This window comes from Methanogenium organophilum, assembly GCF_026684035.1.
In the GTDB taxonomy this organism is placed as follows: Archaea; Halobacteriota; Methanomicrobia; order Methanomicrobiales; family Methanomicrobiaceae; genus Methanogenium; species Methanogenium organophilum.
On the sequence record NZ_CP113361.1, the window covers coordinates 738,105 to 757,675 of the forward strand.

Here is a 19,571-nt window from a genome sequence, read left to right on the forward strand (position 1 = left end):
CGGTCATGTTACCGCGTGGTATCCCCCACAAACGCATATACCATGTCCCTCTTCGGTCAATCACCAGATACTTCCGGGCAAACCATGAATATCAGCAGAATCCAACTAGTAACGGGGAACAATAGTGACGGATTTTACAGTACTGGTCAGTGACCCACTGGCAGACGAAGGTGTCGACATCCTTCGTGAATACTGCAATGTCGATGTGAAGACCGGTCTCAGTGAAGAAGAACTGATTGAGATCATCGGAAAATATGACGGACTGCTCGTACGTAGCGGGACACAGGTCACCGCAACCGTGATTGCAGCAGCAGAAAAGCTGAAATTCATTGGACGTGCCGGTGCAGGAGTCGACAATATTGACCTTGATGCCGCAACCGGCAAGGGCATCATCGTCGCAAACGCGCCCTCCGGCAACACCCTCGCCGCCTGTGAGCACACACTTGCCATGATGATGTCACTCTCGCGCAATATTCCGCAGGCGACAGCGTCTGTGAAGGCAGGTGAGTGGAAACGCTCACAGTTTATGGGCGTTGAGCTCAACAGCAAGGTGCTGGGCATTGTCGGATTTGGAAGAATCGGGCAGGAACTTGCCAAGCGGGCAAACGCTCTTGAGATGCGTTGTATCGCTTACGACCCGTACATCAATGTAGAACGGGCCAAAGAACTCGGTGTCGAGGTCTGCACACTGGACGAACTCTTCCCCCAGGCAGACTTCATCACGGTTCACACTCCGCTTGTGAAAGAGACAAAGCATCTCATCAACAAAGACACGATCGCGCAGATGAAGACGGGTGTACGCATCGTCAACTGTGCCCGCGGCGGCATCATTGACGAAGAGGCACTCGCAGATGCCATTGAGGCAGGTAAGATAGCAGGGGCAGCACTCGATGTTTATGAGAATGAACCGCCGGAAGGCCAGCGCATTGTCGCACTCCCGCAGGTCATCACCACTCCGCACCTTGGCGCATCAACCGTTGAAGCGCAACAAAATGTTGCAGTCTCGGTTGCAAAACAGTGCATCGAGGTCCTTGAGGGCGGTTCAGCACGCTTTGTGGTGAACGCACCGATGGTCCCTCTTGACCTGCAGGAAAGAATCGAGCCGTATGCACAGCTGGCACAGAAGATGGGGAAACTCTTAATCCAGCTTATCGACGGCAGAATCGAGTCCATTGAGATCGAGTACGGCGGCAAGGCGGCAGATTTCGGTCGAAATACCAAATACATCACCCGCCTCGCACTCAAGGGCATGCTTGACCCGATTCTGCAGGAACCGGTCAATATTGTGAACGCAGAACTTGCGGCAACAGAACGCGGCATCCGTGTGAGCGAAAGCATCACGACAGAATCAAAGGGATTCACCAACATCATGACATTCACCATAAAGACCGACACGATGGAAGAGTCCGTCTCCGGCAATGTCTCTTCCGCGGATAAGATTCGCATCGTTGCCATTGGCGAGTACATGACCGACATGACACCGGGCGGCGATGTGGTCATCTCACGTCACCGTGACGTGCCGGGTGTCATCGGACAGTTCGCAACCATCATCGGCAAGTATAATGTCAATATCGCAGGCATGCAGGTCGGCCGCAACGAACCCGGACAGGAAGCCATCATGGTCCTGAACGTGGATGCGGAAGTCCCGGCTGAAGCAATGGAGCAGATCGTCAAGATCGACGGCGTATCCACTGCACGCTTCGCGCATATCTGAAAAGAAGAACACAGAACCGGTTCTATGCCCCGAAAACGGGCGGATGGCGGAAACAAAACCAATATTTTTTATAATCCTGCGACCAAGGTATGTAGGCACAAGGGCTCGTGGTCTAGCTGGTTATGACGTCGCCTTGACATGGCGGAGGTCCTGAGTTCGAATCTCAGCGGGCCCATACATTCTTCTTTTGTTTCGTGTGTTGTGTGAATTTTGTAGAATGTTTTAAGAGAGAATTCTATAACCCATCATTTCTCAATCAAGACACAGTGTCCAAAAAATATATCCCTGAAAACCGAGCATTAAGCCAGAACGAGTCTTGCATAACCAGGGGGCAGTTCATTTTGGAGTCCGGAAAACCGATGGAGATACAGGAATTCATCCTGAAACCAATTGGTGCGGTGCATACCGATGGCAATACATTCTCAATTGAAGTGGCAGAACCATTCCGCCCGGCCCTTCAGGGGCTGGAGGCATTCAGTCACATCCTGGTAGTGTGGTGGGGCACCAATGCAGATACCAGGGAGAACCGACATGAGACCATCTGCACAAAGCCCTACACACACGGCCCGGAGACCATCGGCATCTTCGCCACCCGCTCCCCGGTGCGGCCCAACCCCATCGCAGTGACTGTTGTGCCGGTTCTGGATATCGATCACGAGACGGGCATCATCACGGTGGCCTTCATCGATGCCGATGACAATACACCGGTGCTCGATATCAAACCGTATCTCCCGTGCACCGAACGGGTCAGGGATGTCCGTGTGCCCGAGTGGTCGGCGCACTGGCCTGCATGGTACGAGGAGAACGCATCATTTGACTGGGCAGCGGAGTTCACGTTCAGACCGTGACAGTAGTCACCGTACCCCGACCGTGCTTCTTTTCTGATGGTATTCCCTACGGATATACAGGAAAAATACCGGAGCGAAGTATTGCGTATGGCAGAGACACACCACCACCGGCAGCCCCACCCACCGGCTGGAGAGCCCGGTTACCCGGTTATCCTCTTCTTTGTCTGTGGAGAGGGACTTGGCCACACCTCCCGCTGCCTGAAGGCAGCACAGTACTGTGAGGCACAGGGTGCCCTCTGCCATCTTGCCGCATACGGACAGTCCCATGCCTTCCTCACCAAATCAGGATGGCCGCGTCTGTGCACGATTCCCCGGGAAGTGACTCTTGCAGGGAATATGGGACTGTTCTGTATCAGAAAGACTCTCTGGAATTCAAAGGCCGTTCCCCGCGACCTTGCACGGTCATACCGGCAGGCACAGGCCCTGATTGCAGAAATACAACCCGACATTGTCATCGCAGACACGATGTATGCCCCGGTAGAAGCCGCCCGGCGCGATGGTCTGCCGGTGCTCTTTATTACCAACCAGAACCGCTTCTCCACGCTTGCCGGCGGCGGGGAGAATGGATGGGCAGCCCTGGGCCGGCTGGTTTCGTGGTACCTCACCCTCCCGGACAAAGTTATCATTCCCGACTTTGCCCCGCCTGTGACGGTAAGCCGGTACAATATCGATATCCCCTCCGGACGGGAGGACCAGTACCGGTTCACCGGCCCACTCATCGATATCTCCCGTGCCGAGTATCCATGCACAGAAAAGACCATCTTTGCATCATTTGGCGGGGAACCGTTCAAGATTCCCCTGTATCGTCACCTGGCAGAGATAGCCGGAAGAAGGAGCGACCTTGCATTCGAGGTCTTTGCCCAGGTGCCGGGATTGCCGGATACAACAGATAACTTCCGCACCCACGGGTACGTGCCGGACCTGCTCTCCCACCTCTGCTGTGCAGAGGTTGCCATCCTCCACGGTGGTCTCACCACCCTGCACGAAGCGCTCTTCTTTGGGAAACCGGTGGTGATGATCATCGACCCGCACCACCCCGAACAGGGGAATAACGCCCGCGCCATTATCGAGATGGGGGCAGGTGTGATTATCCGGGGGGATGAGGCAGATGCTGACCGTCTGGAGGCGGCCATTGAGGAGGCACGGCGTCTCACAGTGCCCGACTTCTCAGCAAATTATGCCGCAGAGAACGGAAGAATGAATCTCTGGAAAGAAATTCAGGAAACCTTACGTCATCCACGGTGAAACTCTCAGACAGAATCACCATGGATGACGGTTGGAAAATACTCATTGGAATCACTCTCATATTCTGTATCGGAATTAATGCCCTGATCATCATTGCCGGAATGGACTACCCGGACGGGTTTCGGGCGGCAGGCATTCAGATCACGAGTAGTTACCAATATAACGTGACCCTTACCGGAACAGGGACTGCAGAAAATGTGACTCTCATGATCCCCCTGCCCTCAGCAGGTGGAGACTCCCCTGTGGGAGATGCGATTCTCTGTGGTGAAGGAGAAGGTATCCTGGCTGACTGGACAACAGAAGAGGTGGGCACGGGAGATGCGGTATTCCTGAAGGTCACCGCACCGTCCCTCTCCTTTGCGGACGGGCCGGTCATCTTCGGAGCTACAGTCTTCACCTCCTCCCTTATCGATACGGCAAACCCGGCAGAAAAAACCCTGCTGCTTCGCCCAAAGGAGGATATGACACGGGAATCTGGCGTAATGCAGTACACCTCATCACTATACACCACCTATGAAATGCCCGGAACAGAAGGAATGGGCATCACTGTCCGTCTGGATGGTACCAATACATGGAGATATCCGGTAGACTCCGGAAATTCATTCACCGACTCGCTTACCCTGACAGAAGAACCACATGGAGATGGATGGCAGACGGCAGACGGGACACTCACCCCTGCTATCGGAAAATATTCGGTTATCTGAGTACCTGCCGGACAGCACCATAACCATTTTTTCCTGCGTCAACCAACGCTGGTGTATGGACCGCGAGAATATTCACAGGGTCGAGGTCGGGGACGAATTCCGCATCTGCCCTGTCTGCGGCTATACCGATGCCTTCCATACCGCGCTTCTGCGTTCCGTTGACGGCATCGGCTATGATATCATATACATCTGTCCAAACTGCCATTCCCGCTTTGATATCGGGATGAAGACTCGCGAACCATTCTTCTAAACCCTATGACCAAAATACCGAACCACACAAACCGTACTGCAGGAGAGAGCACAATGCCTGACGGGTGTACCATCATCGCCCACGGACCGGAGGTCTTTGATACAGGCGAAATCGTCACAGTTAGCGAAGCACTTCTCCCAAAGGAAGTTATCGTTGCCGGCGTGATGGCACGGACGGCAGCAGAGGAGTCGGGATTCCCATGCCGATTCAATGCACGGCCGCCATCTTTGGTTGTCCGGCACCTGCCTCCGGGGGCAGACGCATGGTTGCTCAACCGGGGCAAAACACCCGCATCAGGTGAGGAATTCGGACGGATTGTCGCATCCCGCTCTGACCGGCCGCTCTGCCATATCGAATGCAGCAGCAGGACAGTCTACGGATGGAATGGTGCAGATCCCTGCCGTACGAGGGAGGCAGCGCGGCGCCTGGGGTTTGAAGCGGTGTTCATGACCGCAGACAGACGTGCAGGGCACGGGAACACACGGGAAATCCGCGGGTGCAGACCGGGCGAACCAGTCTTTACCAATGGTATCGTTATCGGCCATGCAACTGCTGATACTGCTGTTCTTGCACCGGAAAACGGAGGGATTCTGGCCGTATCCGGCATCATCCTCAAGGACCACGGGATCGAAAAGCTCCTCAGGAAAGGGCCGGTGGATCTGTCACGTGCATGGTGTAAGTCAGGTCCGGTACGATCACAGGCGGCTCATGTGGCAGAGCGGCGCAGTCCCGTGGGCCACATTGCGGTGATCGACCATGCCGCCTGTGACATCTACGCGCAGGTGAATCCGGGAACCTGTGGTGTCATCTCAATTGGAGATGATACCACCGCTGTCTGCGGTCATATCTGTGCCCACCTTGGCATCCCGGTCTTCGGGGTGACTGATGGCGACGCTGACACGGTTGTCGACCACTCCTGCTGTGAAGGTTCCGTGATTGTAGAGGTTACAGAGGGACGGGATGATGAAAAGGGCCTCGAAATTGCAGGGACAATCCCCCCGGCACCCTGCCACTGGGACTGCTGGGTGTCGTCCACCCTCCGCTCCCGCCCCGACATCCGTATCGTGAGGGATGCCCGGTGAAGCCCGGCCAGCTGTGTTCACAGTGCAAGGGCAAAGGGATGTGCGGCCTGCCCCGCTGTCCGGTGATGGAGCGGTTTCATTCCTCCGTCCGGGTAAAACCATCCGACTCCTATATGGGCGGTGCACCATCGGTATTTGTCGGGGCACATGGCTATCCAAAAGTGACAGGCGGTCCGCTCCTGATCGGTGAGAGCGACAACCCGGAGATCTGGGTAGAGAAGGCATACACCATCGATGATATCGTCGGTGTCCGGTCCCGGACCATCCGGGGGAACACCGCAGGCGCCTCCCGCGGTGCGGATGCCATGCAGGAGATTGCCCTCTCTGCCACCCCCCTTGATGTGGAGGTCGCCTTCACCAGGCCGGTCGCATTTGACCTCCGGTTTGACGGTACCATTGCCCCGGTCGGCCTCACGGGAGATATGAGAAAAATCGATGTTCTGGATAACGCCAAAACCCCCCGCCCGGTTGACAGGGCAGTGAGTGACACGGATCTGTTAGCCGCCGACGCGGTATGGGACCTCTACCGGGACGGGGTGGGCGTGCACCAGGTCTCCCAGCTCCTCAGTGCCGGTCTTCTGGGCAAACAGCGCAAGGTGGTCCCCACCCGCTGGAGCATCACTGCAACGGACGACATGTTGGGAAAGGCCTGCAAGACGGTTGTTTCCCGCAACAGTGCACTGGACGAGTATCTCGTCTTCGCCGCTACTCTGCACGGGAACACCATCGTCTGCATCCTTACTCCCGGTGATTTCCGCTATGAGATGATCGAGCACTGGCAGGCAGGCAGTATGTGGGGAGGGCATGCGGGCGCCATCATGACCGATGGAGAGAGCAGAAAGGGAAAAAAAGGGTATTCTCCCATCGCAGGCGCCTACTACTCCGCCCGCCTTGCCGTCCTCGACTATCTCCGCACTGCAGGCAGGTCGGCGCGGGCCATTGTCATCCGGAGTGTTGCCGGGTCATACTGGGCCCCTCTCGGCACATGGGTCATCCGGGAAGCCGCACGCCAGGCAATGGCACAGCCGCCCACTACCTTCGAAGACCTTTCCGGTGCAAAGGCATTTGCGACAGCAATCCTCGGCAATAGTACCTGGGAACACCACAGCACCCTTCTCACAGAAATTAAAACTCAAAAAACCCTTTTTGATTATTTTTCATAAATCACGAGAATTATATACCTCAAACCAGAAGCATTATTTCTATGAATATGTGTTTGGGTGCATTGCTTGGAACGGGGGTTTTCACAGCACTCGCTGCGCCTGTCCAGGCATCGAATATGGACTATGTCTCGAGCGGGCTGAGTGCGAACCAGTATCTGCAGATTATGATTGCGTCACTCATTCTGGTAGCGGTATTCATCGTGATCGCCTACTTCATTGGTAAGCGAAATGCACGGCGAACCAAAGTGAATCAGGTCACCAAATCCCTGGGATTTATTCTTGCCATTCTCTACCTGATTGTCGGGACGTTTCTTCTGATAATTGATTTTATTGTACTCATTGAGCCATATGTCCAGATAGATGCGTTCATCTATACGGTCCAGACATTCCGGTATTACTTCCCGGAAATGGTTTTTGGCATCATTATCGTCGGTGCGGCGGGACTTCTGCTCTATCTGGTCGGATTATACATCCTGGTCTTTGTGCGTGACACTGAACTGGTGGAAAAAGAGAAAGGGGCATATCACATTCAGGCATCACCGGAGCTGGACAGCGAAGTGAGTAAAGGACAGGTGGAATACTCCAGACTTAAATTCCGTGTCACATTCTGGGACACCAAAGAGCCACTCTCAGACGGAAAAATCCATCTGGAGACAAAAGAAGGCACCCTGATGATGATCAAATACACGGATATTATGGGAGAGGTGGATTTCGGCAAACTCCGCGGCACAGAGGACGACTACTATGCCTATGTCGAGGGTGACCGGGAGCGGCAGGAATACCGCATCGTCTCTCTCACCTAGCGGACTGGGCCGCAAACCGTTCTTCAATCATCCGGAGGGACTCTATCTCCTCCGGGCTTTTATCATCCCGCATCCGGATAAACCGGGGGAACCGCAGGGCAAATCCGCCGGTGTAATTCGGGCTCTTCTGAATTTCCGCATAGCCCACTTCCACCACAATCTGCGGCTCGACACGGACCATTTTTCCCTCTTCTGAGATGACAAGATCAGAGAGGGCTGCATACATCTCCTGCAGAGCCTCATCGGAAAATCCGGTCGCCACCTTGGAGAGCGGGATGAATGACCCATCCTCACCCAGACAGGAGAGAAGAAATGACCCAAAGATATGCGCCCGTTTTCCTTCACCCCACTCCGCGCCGGTGACCACCAGATCAATGGTGTCCACCGCTGGTTTGATCTTCACCCAGAGTTTGCCACGCACACCCGGAGTATACGGGGAGCGGGGGTCTTTGATCATAATGCCTTCGTGCCCTTCTTCGAGTGCTCTGCGGTAGAGTGCGGCAATCTCGTCTTCATCCCCACTCACCAGCTGCGGCGCAACATAGGTGTCAGATACAGCCGCCTCCAGTCGTTTCCGGCGTTCTGTGAAGGGAAGGTCAATGAGCGTCTCACCATCCACCCAGAGAATGTCAAAAATATTCGGGGCAAGGGTAATCTCCTCAATATGGGAGTCAACATTATGTTTGCGGCGGAAGCGGCGGAGTACATACTGGAAAGGGAGTGGGCGACCGTCACGGACAGCAATAACCTCTCCATCGAGGATGATGTCGTGAGGTGTCGCTGCATCAAGCATTGCCACCACATCGGGAATCGCATGGGTTACCTCTTCCAGCCTCCGGGAGTACATCCGGCAGACACCACCCGATTTATGGAACTGGAACCGCGTGCCGTCATATTTGTATTCAGCAGCGATGGTGCCCGCTTCACGGAGCATATCCGTGACAGTTCCCTGTTTGGCAAGCATCATCTTCACCGGACGGAACGGCTCGATATGGACGGCATACAGGGCGTCCTCACCGGTGCGTGCGAGGAGTGCCACCTCTCCCAGATCATTTGCCGCCTGATGGGCATGCTCTACAGCGGCAGGATTCACTCCAAAGGCCCCTGCAATGGCATCCCGCATTGTCCCCTCTCCGATACCGATCCTGAGTTCCCCCAGAAGCAGGCGGGCAAGGTATCGTCCTTCGAGGGGGGAAGCGTTCCCAAAGAGCCTGCGGAGTACCCGGTCCTTCTCCTTCTGGGATTTGGTGCCGCCGGTTGCAGCAAGGAGTGTGAAGTCACGCCCGATCTCAGTTAGTGTCAGTGACTCGGAAAAAAAGGACATCTGCTCTTTTTTTGCAAGCAGCTCCTCAACCGCCCGGCCGGGATCTCCACTGCGATTGACGGCAGCGACAACCGCCCGGCGATCCCTGCCTGCCACATAGGCGACTGCATCATAGACACTGTTCGGGCCGATCCCGATCTTTTGCGGGCTCCAGTCCGGGAAGGGCCGTCCCATCAGGTAGCGGATAAAAAGGGGAATATCCTCCTCATCCAGTTTCGGCAGAACATCCTGTACGATTGACGTCATATCGAGCCGTCCGGCGGTTCCTTCCAGTGCATCACATATGTGAGAAAAATCCAGAAAATCCATATTTATATCACACCTCAACGGTCCGGGTCGCGGCATGCTGAAGCCCGACTTCCAGTTCTACATCATGAGAGAAGAGCGCAAGTGTTTCGCGGGCAGTTCCAAGGGCTTTCTCCGGCGTATTGTTCTCTTCAGAGAGATGGGCGAGAACTGCTGCCGAGAGATCAGAGCAGAGTTCACTAAGGACATTTGACGCCGCCCGATTGGATAGATGACCGCGATTTTTATCTGCAATCCGGCGTTTCAGAAATACCGGATACGGCCCGTTTTCAAGCATCACCGGACAATGATTGCTCTCAAGGACGAGACAGTCACAGCGGGAGAGATACGTCATCATTGCGGGAGTCACCATCCCGGTATCTGTGCAGACACCCACTGTCACCTCACCATCTGAGATACAGAATCCTGTCGGGTCCGCTGCGTCGTGTGAGGTGGAGAACGAAGTCACTGAGAATGTATCGGTATAAAATGTCTCTCCCGGCGTGACCCGGCGAAGGTCAGCTGATTTCGGGGATTTCAGGGTTTCTTTCACCCCGGCAAGCGTTCCACCGGTGCCGAAGACGGACACCGGGCACTGGCGGGTAAAGACATCCACGCCCCGGATATGGTCCGAGTGCTCGTGGGTAATACAGAGCCCTTCCAAACAGGTGATGTCTCCGCCGCAGGCCGCAACAGATGACCGGATTCGGCGACTGCTGATGCCTGCATCCACAAGAAGGGCGCCACCGTTCCCTTCAATGTAGATGCTGTTTCCTTTGCTGCCGCTTGCAAGGACGGTAACCTTCATTGCCAATATGTTTGGCTCACATGATGGTAAAAGTCACCTCTCTGCTAGTATTACCATCCCGCATGCACCCCATGCATGCCGAAACGGTACCACAGATATCTTTTTTCTCTGTTTGGTCAATTATTGAAAATAACTGGAAACCGAGGCACAGAATGACGGAGACATGGAACGCTGCCCTGAAAGCTATCATACCAACACTCACCGGGTGCAGGGCAGGCCCCGATATGAAACACATCACGTACGGCGCAAATGCCTACTGTGTCCGTTCCCATAGCCGCGATGAACTGCGATTTTGTCTCCCGCTTCTCGTCACGGAGAGTGTATCAAAAACAGCCTGCCCCGACAGTCGCGGACAGGACGGGGCAGTCTGGGCAGCGCTGGAGCATATCAAAACACAGGTTCCCCGCATCCCGGCACTCGCACCGGTGGGCGGCAGGGGAACCCGTCATCCCCGGCACTGCATTGCCCACACCGAACCCTGCACCCTCATCTGCACACCGGACGGCATGGGGGAGGCGCTCTGGAAACCGGATAGAAACAATTTTTTGGACGCGTTCGGTCTGCATATCCTGGTGCGGGGAGCACTCCCGTACCCGGGGCCGCCCACCGTCCCGGCACAGCATGACGTGCGTGAGAAACTCCGGGACCTCTGCGACGCCATCGGTGATGCCGAAGCGTCAGTTTCCCCCCGTCAGGTGGAAACAGCAGTCCTCACGGCCATTGACCAGAAATCCCTGCGCCAGAGACTGCCTGAGGAGGGCATCATCACGTTTATCGCGGATGGCAGCCTGATGGCACGAAAGGAGACGGAGGTGCGAAATCACTACCGCATCGCAGGCCCGAAAGAAGGAGTGCATATCCCCTTTTTCTGCCCGGAAACACTCACACCAGCGGAATTTGACTGCGAGGGGAGTGGGGGAAGCCTCACCGGCTTTGCCATCCGCAGGCGGGAGGCAGTTGCCATCATCGGTTCCAATGCGGAAGGAAAGACAACCATCATCCATGGCATTCTCTCAGGGGTAGACGACCATGCACCCGGTGACGGACGGGAAGGCATTGTCACCCGCCGTGGCATTGAACGGATTGCTGCCGGAGCATACGGCCTCAAAGGGGCAGACGTCAGCCTCTTTTTTAAGAGCCTTCCCCCGGGGGTAAACGGCACCCCGAAGATGGCGTACGGTGCAGGCAGCGGATCACTGGTGATGGCCTACGAATGTGTCCGTGCCTGCGCCCGCAAGGCTCCTGCCATTCTCTTTGATGAGGATACCGCAGCTAACAATCTGCTGATCCCCTCCTCGTTTCAGACAGAGGATGTTACCCCTCTCTCAGAGGTCCTCCACCATAATCGTGAGGCGCTGGGTGAGACTGCACTGATCTTTGCGGCAGGCTCATCGGATATGCTTGTCGCCCGGGCGGATGTAATTATCCGGCTGAAAGATCACGCGGCAGATGCCGTACCGCCACAGGAATTCCGGGCACACCTGCAGGACCATCTCAGGGAGATGCTCGCATCGCTGAACGAAGAAAAAGGGACACCGCGGATTTAATCCGCCGTGATGAGAGTGCCGGGGTTTTCCCCCTTGAGGGCACGTTCCAGAGTGCCACGCTCATGCCCGTTGATGATACGTACTTCCCGGATATTTTTGGCATTTACCAGAAGTTCGACAACCTTGCGTTCCAGGACCATATCATCCATCTTCATGTCAAGGAGTTCTTCTGCCGAGATCTCTTTTATGAGTTCTGCTTCCGGATTGATGAACGGGTTTTCGGTGAAGAGTCCGTCAACATTCTTCAGCAGGGTGCAGGACTTTGCCCCGATAACCTCGGCGGCGAGGAATGCTCCGGTGTCAGTCCTGTGCTGCGGGATGACTGTCCCGGGCGAAGGTTCTTCGAAGTAGCTGTAGGGCGGGGTGCCGGCCATCACCGGAAGAAGGCCCATTCTCATCAGCATCGGGAGGTCCATAATTTCGTCCACTTCAACGCGGATACCACCGTCTTCAGCGAGCAGGGCCGCAACCATCTTGGTATTCTGCGTGCTCACATCCCCTGTCAGTTCAGCAAGAATCCCGGTCGGCATCCCAAGATCAATGCCGATGTCCATCACATGACGGACACGAACACCACCGCCCACCACGACAAGCATCTCATACTGTTCCTTGAGCTGACGGATTTCATCCAGAATCGGCAACAGCACCTTTGAACCAAAGTCCACCGTTCCGTGGCCGCCGATCTTAACCACATTCAGGTTGGGTGCTATCCGCACGATACGATCCTGGTTCTCTCCGTACTCAAGAGATCTGCGTACCAGTGTTTCTCCCTGTAATTTGTTCTTTATTTCGCGGCGTTTCTTCATGGTACTCATGTATCAGAGATTTATCTTATATGAATAAAGATTTCCTGTTCTCCCAGACCTGTTTTCATATGAGCGGTGTGCCGGATCAACTACCGCTGCCGGTTTATGAAAATATATATACCATAGCCAACCACTAAGCATATATCAGCTGATATATCAGATGTTATATCACTGCAGGATGTGAAAACAATGAAAATCTATGTTCGGGCACGCACAAAAGTCGGCGAAGGCGTCCGCCAGCCGAAATTCAAGGTCGTTGCCACCACCGGTGATGCAACAGAAAAAATCAAATTCCGGGCAAAGCACCTGCGCAAATCTGAACTGGAACAGATTGCAGAGGACTGCAGTGCCACACTGGTGTACCTGGAGTCTCCCCGCGGCACCGGTGAAGGCAGCAACAAGTCATAAATATCTTATCACCTATTTTGAATCGTCCGTATATGCGGCGAAGAGGGGAACACGATGAAAATTTATGTACGTCCACGACAAAAAGTCGGAGAAGGAGTAAAACAGCCAATGTTCAGGGTTGTTGCAGTCACCGGAGACAGTGAAGAGAAAATTAAAGTTCGGGCCACTCATTTCCGGAAAAAAGAACTTGAGATGATTGCTTCCGACACCGGTGCTGAGATTGTCATACTTGAACATGCGTCTGACGAATCCGGGAAAAGCCTGGACTAACCACCAGCCTTTTTTTCTTTTCCTGCCAAATACCGCATACGTATATGGCGTCACTTGATATCCCTGCACTATTCCATGCCGCAGCCGAGATCCTTATCCGGGAAGATCACTCAGTTTCCATTGAATATTCATCCGAAGAGGTGAGGATACGGTTTCCCACGACCCGCAAACTTGCCCGCTATCTCGATGTCCCTCATTATTACGTTCTCCCGGTGTTCAGCATGATGGAGGAGAAACATCTGGTCAGAAGAGAGGAGCGGGTCGGCATCTCTACAACCAGTGCGGGCACCATGCTCTTTCTAAAGGTCGTAGGAGAGGCAATGCCGGATGAGGCAACGGCACTCCTGGGCGAAGGAACCATCGATGCAATCACGGCAAAGATATCTTCTGCTGTGTCCCCATCAGGACTCCGGACCTCCCCTGACTAAAAGGGACAAAGGAATCGCAACAGCTATCGTAAGGCAAATCTGACGGTATGCTGATTCGCACCGGAATGCGGCAGAAACGGAGATGACATGGACCTGCTGACACATCACCCATATAACAGAGACGATCTGCCAAAACCCGCATTTACCCTGCGTGAGGCCGCAGGATCAGTTGGCGACTTCGGGACGATCCTGCCAATTGTCCTGGGTGTGGCGCTTGTATCCGATATGAATATCAGCCACATTCTCTTCTTTTTTGCCGTATGGTTTATTATTTCCGGGTTTTATTACCGTCTCCCCGTGCCCATCGAGCCGATGAAGGCCATCGGTGCTGTTGTTATTGCAGGCTCACTCACGCATGACATCATCGCTGCATCCGGCATTATTGTCGGTATCTTCTTTCTTCTGGCAGGCCTTATGCGGTGGATGGAGGCACTGAAAAAGTATATCCCCCAGAATGTCATCCGGGGTGTGCAGGCAGCCCTTGCGCTCCTGCTTTTAAAATCAGCCCTCGGATTTGCTACGGGCGATATCATTCCGTTTACTGTGGCGACACTGGTCATTGCGCTCTTCTGGGTCGGGGCGAAGTACACCCGGATACCCGACATCTCCGCGCTCATTGTGGTCTTCGGCGGAGTGGGTGCAGGGATTCTCATCTCCGGCATGCCGGAATTTATTCTGCCTGCTCTCCCCACCGTATTTTTACCGTCACCGGAGGTGTTCTTCCCGGCATTCACCGACCTTGTCCTCCCGCAGATCCCGCTCACGATCACAAATGCCATCCTTGCAACCTCTCTTCTGACACTGGACCTCTTCCGGCATGAAATAAAACCGGACCGTCTCTCTGCCACTATCGGTGTAATGAATCTGGTCTCTGTTCCCTTCGGCGGATTTCCGATGTGCCACGGGGCAGGAGGGATGGCAGGACAGTACCGCTTTGGTGCACGCACCGGCGGGGCAAACATCATTGCAGGCATTATCCTGCTTGCATTTGCCTTTCTTTTCGCCTCAGCAGGCGTGCTCTCCATAATTCCCACCGGCATATTCGGCGCACTCCTCCTCTTTGTGGCGCTCGAACTGGGAATTCATGCAACGAAAACCGACTCCGCGGTAGTGACCGGTGTCATAGCTGTGGTCTCCATTGTAGGGAACATCACTATCGCATTCATTATCGGCATGATACTTGCATGGGGACGAATCTGGTACAGGAAACGCACCGGACAGGATCCATAAGCTGCGGAAAAGAATTCAGAAGAAGAAACACAGGAAAATCCCTGAGGGCTGGGTGCTCCGGCATATGGCTGCAGTGCGCCACTGCAGCCGAATGACGGCAGGCCCCCATTCAGGGACAGTCCCGGATTGTGTGTGTGCCAGTTCAGACCGAACGAGAGACGCTGGCTGAACACTGAGAAGCAAATCAGGGCCGTTCACATATGTATGGAAAGCGTGGTGTCACTGGAGCGGTATGGGTAATCCCCTCTGCCTGTCTTACTCAGGATCAGGCATGAAAAGATACGGAGATGTGAAACGGCCACTGGATGTGTGAACCCCCGCCCGGTTGAGATTGGTTCTTTCCCCTACGGGAAATGAGACTGACGATTCCACATCGGAGAGAGGGGGGCGAGGATTCATAGGTTCGTGCTACGCGGAAGAGCGAGGAAAACCACACCAGGCAGTGTCCGGCCGAGGCGGAGTGAGGGAGTGCTTTGAACGAGCAATGTGGGCGAGTATACCAAATCGACCGTATCTGACAGGTGTCTGCACGGGTACGAAAGAACATGAGGTATGGTGCCATGCCGGTGCACCCATTGCATGAAGCCCCTTCCGCAGGGTCTTCGGCATCCGGTTTCAGTTATCCTCACCAGAGGGTTGCAGTGAAGGAATATAACTCTTTATATTTCATCCATTGTTAATTATTTAATATTAACATACCAAGGAAGAACACCGGAATCTTATCTGCACAGAATACCTGCCGGACATTAACCATTATGCCATTTTGAAACGAATGCTTTCCCATATGTTGAAACCGCTGCAGGTCGGGGCCTGGGTGCAGTCCCGTCGGTCCGACCTTGATAATGTACGTGAACCGGTCGAGGCGATCATCCGGCAGGTGCGCGACGAGAAGGACGCCGCCCTGCGTGACCTGACTGCCCGGTTTGACGGAATCGAGATAGAAGACTTCCGTGTCACTGAAGAGGAGATTGAGGCGGCCTACGAGGAGGTGGACGCCGAACTCACCGAACGTCTTATCGAGGCGGAGGCCCGTATCACCCAGTTCCATGAACTCCAGAAGCGCACCGGGATGTGGCTGCAGGAGACCGAACCCGGTATCACCCTCGGGGTGAAGACGACCGCACTCTCCCGTATCGGTGCCTATGTGCCCGGCGGGCGGGCCGCATACCCGTCCACGGCGCTTATGACCGCGGTTCCCGCACGGGTGGCAGGAGTAAAGGAGATCTGCTGCTGCACGCCGCCGCCCATCCACCCCCTGACACTCGTCGCGCTTGATATTGCCGGCGTCTCTGAGATATACCGCCTTGGCGGGGCACAGGCCATTGCAGCGATGGCCCTTGGGACAGAGACCATCGAACCGGTGCAGAAGATCGTCGGGCCGGGGAACATCTTTGTGACAGCGGCAAAGATGATGCTCCGCGACCACGCGGAGATCGACTTCCCGGCAGGCCCCTCCGAAATTGGCATCATCGCAGACGACACAGCAGTGCCTGAATATATTGCAGCAGACATCATGGCACAGGCCGAGCATGACCCGAAGGCCGCCTGCATACTTGTCACGACCGACACCAAAATCGCAGAGGCAGCCTCTGCTGAAGTGGCCCGCATGTTTACCGAGAGTCCCCGGCAGGAGATCATCGGGAAAGCACTGGAGAACTCCGGCTACATCATCGCAGAGACACTGGACGAGGCCATCAGCCTGATAAACGAGATTGCCCCCGAGCACCTCTCTATTCAGGTGGCGGATACCTTTTCCGTCCTTTCAAAAATTGAGAATGCCGGCTCCATCTTCGCAGGACCTTTCACCGCGGTTGCCTGCGGGGACTACGCCTCCGGCACAAACCACGTCCTCCCGACGGCCGGCTACGCCCGGATGTATTCGGGCCTTAATGTGGACCACTTCTGCAAGACGTCAACCATCCAGATGATTGACCGGGAAGGGCTGGAAGCGATTGGCGATATCGTCGAGACGCTGGCCGACGCCGAAGGGCTGCATGCGCATGCGGAATCGGTCAGGGTTCGGCGGAAATAAATAATTGGTAAAGACTGATATTACTGGAAAGAAGAGGACTGGTTTATTGCTTTTTCTCTTATTTCCTAGAACTGTTCAACCAAACAATGCCTAAAGAGTGAAGGTTTCCCGGCGATTAAGAAAAACACAGAATATTCTAAGTCATTGTCGGCAGATTATGCTGCTTTAACGGTTCTTGTTGCACGCGTAGCGTTAGGAGTTCCCTGAGGAGCCGAGGGTGCGTTAGCAGCGACAATTGCAGCAATAGTTAGTCCAGGGGTTTTGTCAGGCATGGAATAATATTGTTTGATGAAGAAAGTTGTATCTTGGGCTGGGCAATCAAACAAGTGGGCGTTGAAATGGTTCTGGACCCCGCCAGGATATGTTTAGCCCCAAAATATCTGATGACCGCATCTTTCACATTGTGAGAGGATCTGGGAATTGGAGACCCATACCATTATTTCCTTTTTTGCGAATGTGGTATTATGGTTTCAGAATATTATAAAAATGCAGAGGGGTGGGGAGTTTTTATCACTGGGGCCATCGTGATTTTGTATGTACTTTTAAATGCCTACTATAATCATTCAATGTATAAGGCACCCATACCTAACTGGATTTTCGCTGGGCTGTTGCCATTCATAGCATCTGTCGGCTTGTTTATTTACCTGCACCTGATATCGCACAGGAAACTAACCGATGAGGAGGATATAAAAAAGGCTCATCTAAACTATCTGATGGTGATCGCTTCTCTTATTGGTTTTTTTATCTGGCTTCTAGTGCTTGTCATTCTTAACCTGATTCACCTTGACATAAGCATTTTCTTGTCAGTATTATGCGGAGCTGCTGTTATAATACTGCTGTATTATCTGTTGAGAGGGATTGACAATAAACGAAGTACAACTATTGTTGACCAGTGATTTTCTTTAAAAATACAGGTTAATGAATAGGGAAGCCATCCTCTGCACAATTTTTGCCCGGTTTTACAAACTCTGACCACCCGCACTAAAAATTCATATCTCACAGAAGGTGAGAAATCGACAGAAAAAACGGAGCGGTGGGGCGTCTCATCTCCCTCCGATTGGAGAATGGTACAGTCATCGAATACCCAGATTCCAACAATAAAATTACGTTCAAATACCGCCCAAACAGCACATACCACAGACCCACGCCCCATATGAACCATCCCCACAGAAGCCCGGAGCTGGCCTTTCTTAGGCGGGGTAGTCCATACTTCCTCCCATTATTTCTACCAATAGCACCCCCTCAATAGTCCGCAATCAACCAGTATTTGAGCAAATAACCGACATTACACCCGTATAATTCCGATAATGAATATGACCGAAAAATACGTCCATATCACCCTCTAATCCTTAAAGACAGGGCATCAAAAAGGGTCAGAAAGGCGGAAATGGGTCACGGCAGATACCCGTCCATGTAGTTAAGGAACCGCTCCACCGTCTCCCGCGAATACGGCCCCTCCTCATACGCTGCGACAATCGTCATAGCATCCCGGAAGGTAGAAAGGCACATCAGAAACCCATAGGGCCAGCAGATACACGGGAAGAGACAGACATCACAGAGACAAAGCGGGCGGGCGTCCGTTCCCGCAAGCGGGAGGAAGTCCTCCTCCCGGAATATGCCGATGAACGAGAAGACCGGGTTCTTCTGGCCGGTCGTTTCGTAGCCCTGCATCATCGCATAAAATATGTGGACCACTTCTGCAAGACGTCAACCATCCAGATGATTAACCGGGAAGGGCTGCATGTGCATGCGAAATCGGTACGGGTTCGGCGCGGGTGAGATACTACTCACATTTTTTTGCAGGCCTGTTCTCCACGTATCGCCGAGATTACTTTTTCCCGAATTCCTGGTGTTCAGACATTACGAACGCTTCTTCCTGAACAACAGGAGAGCGAGTCCGGCCGGCACCACCATACCGCATGTCGCAAGAACGGAACCCGCCACAGTCGGCTCCTCACATTCCAGTACAAAATCCTGTTCAGACATCTGGTTTTCAAAGACACATTCCGACTGAAAAGGAAGATATCCATCTTTCCTGACAGCGATCTTCTGCCGGTACCCAACGAGATTCTCCGCACGATACGTACCATCATCTCCCGTCACGGTAGTCAGACGAAGGGGGGAATTATTGAACGAAAGTCCTGTTCCGGATTCAAATTCCACAATTGCACCGAATAGGGGACTGCCGTCAGTTGCCGTGACTCGTCCGAAAACCGTGATCTCCGGGGGAGGAGGCAGACCGATATGGACAGTAACGTTCACCATGCATTCTGCCCGATTGCCCTTGTGGTCTTCAGCAATGATGTATATGGTATTCGCACCGGCAGAGACAGGCACACTGCATGCGAAACTGGTGTCATTCCCGCATGAAACCTCCCCGGCAGCACTTTCGACACGGATGCTCCGGATGTCTGCAGAAGCCCTGATTTCACCTACAACTGCGGCATGAGGGGGGACAACGTCGATCCAGAGGTCCATTCCCTCAACCGGAGTTGAAACGGTGATGCCAATGAGCTCGCTGCTGAGATTCATATCTCCAGTATCCAGTGCAGTGCATGCCGCCGGAAGAAGAAGAAGCAGGATACATATTCCCGGAACCGTAGATTTCATACCAGATCTCCCAT

20 protein-coding genes and 1 tRNA gene are annotated in these 19,571 nt (G+C 54.0%); 16 read left to right on the forward strand and 5 right to left on the reverse strand.

The genetic code is table 11. The annotated features are described in order from the left end of the window. Nucleotides 1-124: 124 nt before the first annotated feature. From serA to OU421_RS03890, 9 genes are all read left to right on the forward strand, one after another. Nucleotides 125-1,714: a phosphoglycerate dehydrogenase gene (gene serA, locus OU421_RS03850; protein WP_268187292.1), complete on the forward strand. Its 1,590-nt coding sequence runs from the start codon at nucleotides 125-127 to the stop codon at nucleotides 1,712-1,714. A gap of 101 nt (nucleotides 1,715-1,815) precedes the next feature. Continuing rightward, nucleotides 1,816-1,889, forward strand: a tRNA-Val gene (locus OU421_RS03855). A gap of 166 nt (nucleotides 1,890-2,055) precedes the next feature. After that, entirely contained in the window at nucleotides 2,056-2,562 is a 507-nt protein-coding gene (locus OU421_RS03860) for an SAM-dependent methyltransferase (protein WP_268187293.1), read from the forward strand. 87 nt (nucleotides 2,563-2,649) lie between these two features. After that, a complete protein-coding gene (locus tag OU421_RS03865) occupies nucleotides 2,650-3,807 on the forward strand; it encodes a glycosyltransferase family protein (protein ID WP_268187294.1) in 1,158 nt (385 codons plus the stop codon). Nucleotides 3,808-3,827: 20 nt separating this feature from the next. After that, nucleotides 3,828-4,511 (forward strand): hypothetical protein, encoded by a 684-nt coding sequence (locus tag OU421_RS03870; protein ID WP_268187295.1) that lies wholly within the window; start codon nucleotides 3,828-3,830, stop codon nucleotides 4,509-4,511. A 55-nt stretch (nucleotides 4,512-4,566) separates the two neighbouring features. Then, nucleotides 4,567-4,761: a zinc ribbon domain-containing protein gene (locus tag OU421_RS03875; protein ID WP_268187296.1), complete on the forward strand. Its 195-nt coding sequence runs from the start codon at nucleotides 4,567-4,569 to the stop codon at nucleotides 4,759-4,761. A 53-nt stretch (nucleotides 4,762-4,814) separates the two neighbouring features. Then, complete coding sequence (locus tag OU421_RS03880) at nucleotides 4,815-5,843, forward strand: DUF2117 domain-containing protein (protein WP_268187297.1); 1,029 nt, start codon at nucleotides 4,815-4,817, stop codon at nucleotides 5,841-5,843. After that, complete coding sequence (locus tag OU421_RS03885; RefSeq protein WP_268187298.1) at nucleotides 5,840-7,006, forward strand: hypothetical protein; 1,167 nt, start codon at nucleotides 5,840-5,842, stop codon at nucleotides 7,004-7,006. The genes OU421_RS03880 and OU421_RS03885 overlap by 4 nt, the downstream gene beginning before the upstream one ends. 41 nt (nucleotides 7,007-7,047) lie before the next feature. Further along, nucleotides 7,048-7,809, forward strand: a complete 762-nt coding sequence (locus OU421_RS03890) for a hypothetical protein (RefSeq protein WP_268187299.1) — start codon at nucleotides 7,048-7,050, stop codon at nucleotides 7,807-7,809. Here OU421_RS03890 and OU421_RS03895 read toward each other — a convergent pair. Both OU421_RS03895 and OU421_RS03900 read right to left on the reverse strand, forming a co-directional pair. Then, entirely contained in the window at nucleotides 7,802-9,442 is a 1,641-nt protein-coding gene (locus OU421_RS03895) for an ATP-dependent DNA ligase (RefSeq protein WP_268187300.1), read from the reverse strand. The genes OU421_RS03890 and OU421_RS03895 overlap by 8 nt on opposite strands. 7 nt (nucleotides 9,443-9,449) lie before the next feature. Beyond that, nucleotides 9,450-10,226, reverse strand: a complete 777-nt coding sequence (locus OU421_RS03900; RefSeq protein ID WP_268187301.1) for an MBL fold metallo-hydrolase — start codon at nucleotides 10,224-10,226, stop codon at nucleotides 9,450-9,452. Between the two features lie 152 nt (nucleotides 10,227-10,378). On the opposite strand from OU421_RS03900, the gene OU421_RS03905 reads away from it, so the two are divergent. Next, a complete protein-coding gene (locus OU421_RS03905; RefSeq protein WP_268187302.1) occupies nucleotides 10,379-11,773 on the forward strand; it encodes a P-loop domain-containing protein in 1,395 nt (464 codons plus the stop codon). Here OU421_RS03905 and OU421_RS03910 read toward each other — a convergent pair. Continuing rightward, nucleotides 11,770-12,588: an amino acid kinase family protein gene (locus OU421_RS03910; RefSeq protein WP_326493522.1), complete on the reverse strand. Its 819-nt coding sequence runs from the start codon at nucleotides 12,586-12,588 to the stop codon at nucleotides 11,770-11,772. The genes OU421_RS03905 and OU421_RS03910 overlap by 4 nt on opposite strands. Before the next feature lie 180 nt (nucleotides 12,589-12,768). On the opposite strand from OU421_RS03910, the gene OU421_RS03915 reads away from it, so the two are divergent. From OU421_RS03915 to OU421_RS03940, 6 genes are all read left to right on the forward strand, one after another. Continuing rightward, entirely contained in the window at nucleotides 12,769-12,987 is a 219-nt protein-coding gene (locus OU421_RS03915; RefSeq protein ID WP_268187303.1) for a hypothetical protein, read from the forward strand. 54 nt (nucleotides 12,988-13,041) lie between these two features. Then, nucleotides 13,042-13,257 carry a hypothetical protein gene (locus tag OU421_RS03920; RefSeq protein ID WP_268187304.1) on the forward strand — a complete coding sequence of 72 codons (216 nt, stop codon included), beginning with the start codon at nucleotides 13,042-13,044 and terminating at the stop codon, nucleotides 13,255-13,257. A gap of 44 nt (nucleotides 13,258-13,301) precedes the next feature. After that, nucleotides 13,302-13,685: a hypothetical protein gene (locus tag OU421_RS03925; RefSeq protein ID WP_268187305.1), complete on the forward strand. Its 384-nt coding sequence runs from the start codon at nucleotides 13,302-13,304 to the stop codon at nucleotides 13,683-13,685. A gap of 87 nt (nucleotides 13,686-13,772) precedes the next feature. After that, nucleotides 13,773-14,915 (forward strand): putative sulfate/molybdate transporter, encoded by a 1,143-nt coding sequence (locus OU421_RS03930; RefSeq protein WP_268187306.1) that lies wholly within the window; start codon nucleotides 13,773-13,775, stop codon nucleotides 14,913-14,915. Between the two features lie 784 nt (nucleotides 14,916-15,699). Beyond that, nucleotides 15,700-16,947, forward strand: a complete 1,248-nt coding sequence (hisD, locus tag OU421_RS03935; RefSeq protein WP_268187307.1) for a histidinol dehydrogenase — start codon at nucleotides 15,700-15,702, stop codon at nucleotides 16,945-16,947. Nucleotides 16,948-17,411: 464 nt separating this feature from the next. Next, a complete protein-coding gene (locus OU421_RS03940) occupies nucleotides 17,412-17,843 on the forward strand; it encodes a hypothetical protein (protein WP_268187308.1) in 432 nt (143 codons plus the stop codon). 496 nt (nucleotides 17,844-18,339) lie between these two features. Here OU421_RS03940 and OU421_RS03945 read toward each other — a convergent pair whose 3' ends face one another. Then, nucleotides 18,340-18,642, reverse strand: coding sequence for a hypothetical protein (locus tag OU421_RS03945; protein ID WP_268187309.1), 303 nt, complete (start codon nucleotides 18,640-18,642; stop codon nucleotides 18,340-18,342). 165 nt (nucleotides 18,643-18,807) lie between these two features. Continuing rightward, a complete protein-coding gene (locus OU421_RS03950) occupies nucleotides 18,808-19,557 on the reverse strand; it encodes a carboxypeptidase-like regulatory domain-containing protein (protein WP_268187310.1) in 750 nt (249 codons plus the stop codon). Nucleotides 19,558-19,571: the final 14 nt, after the last annotated feature.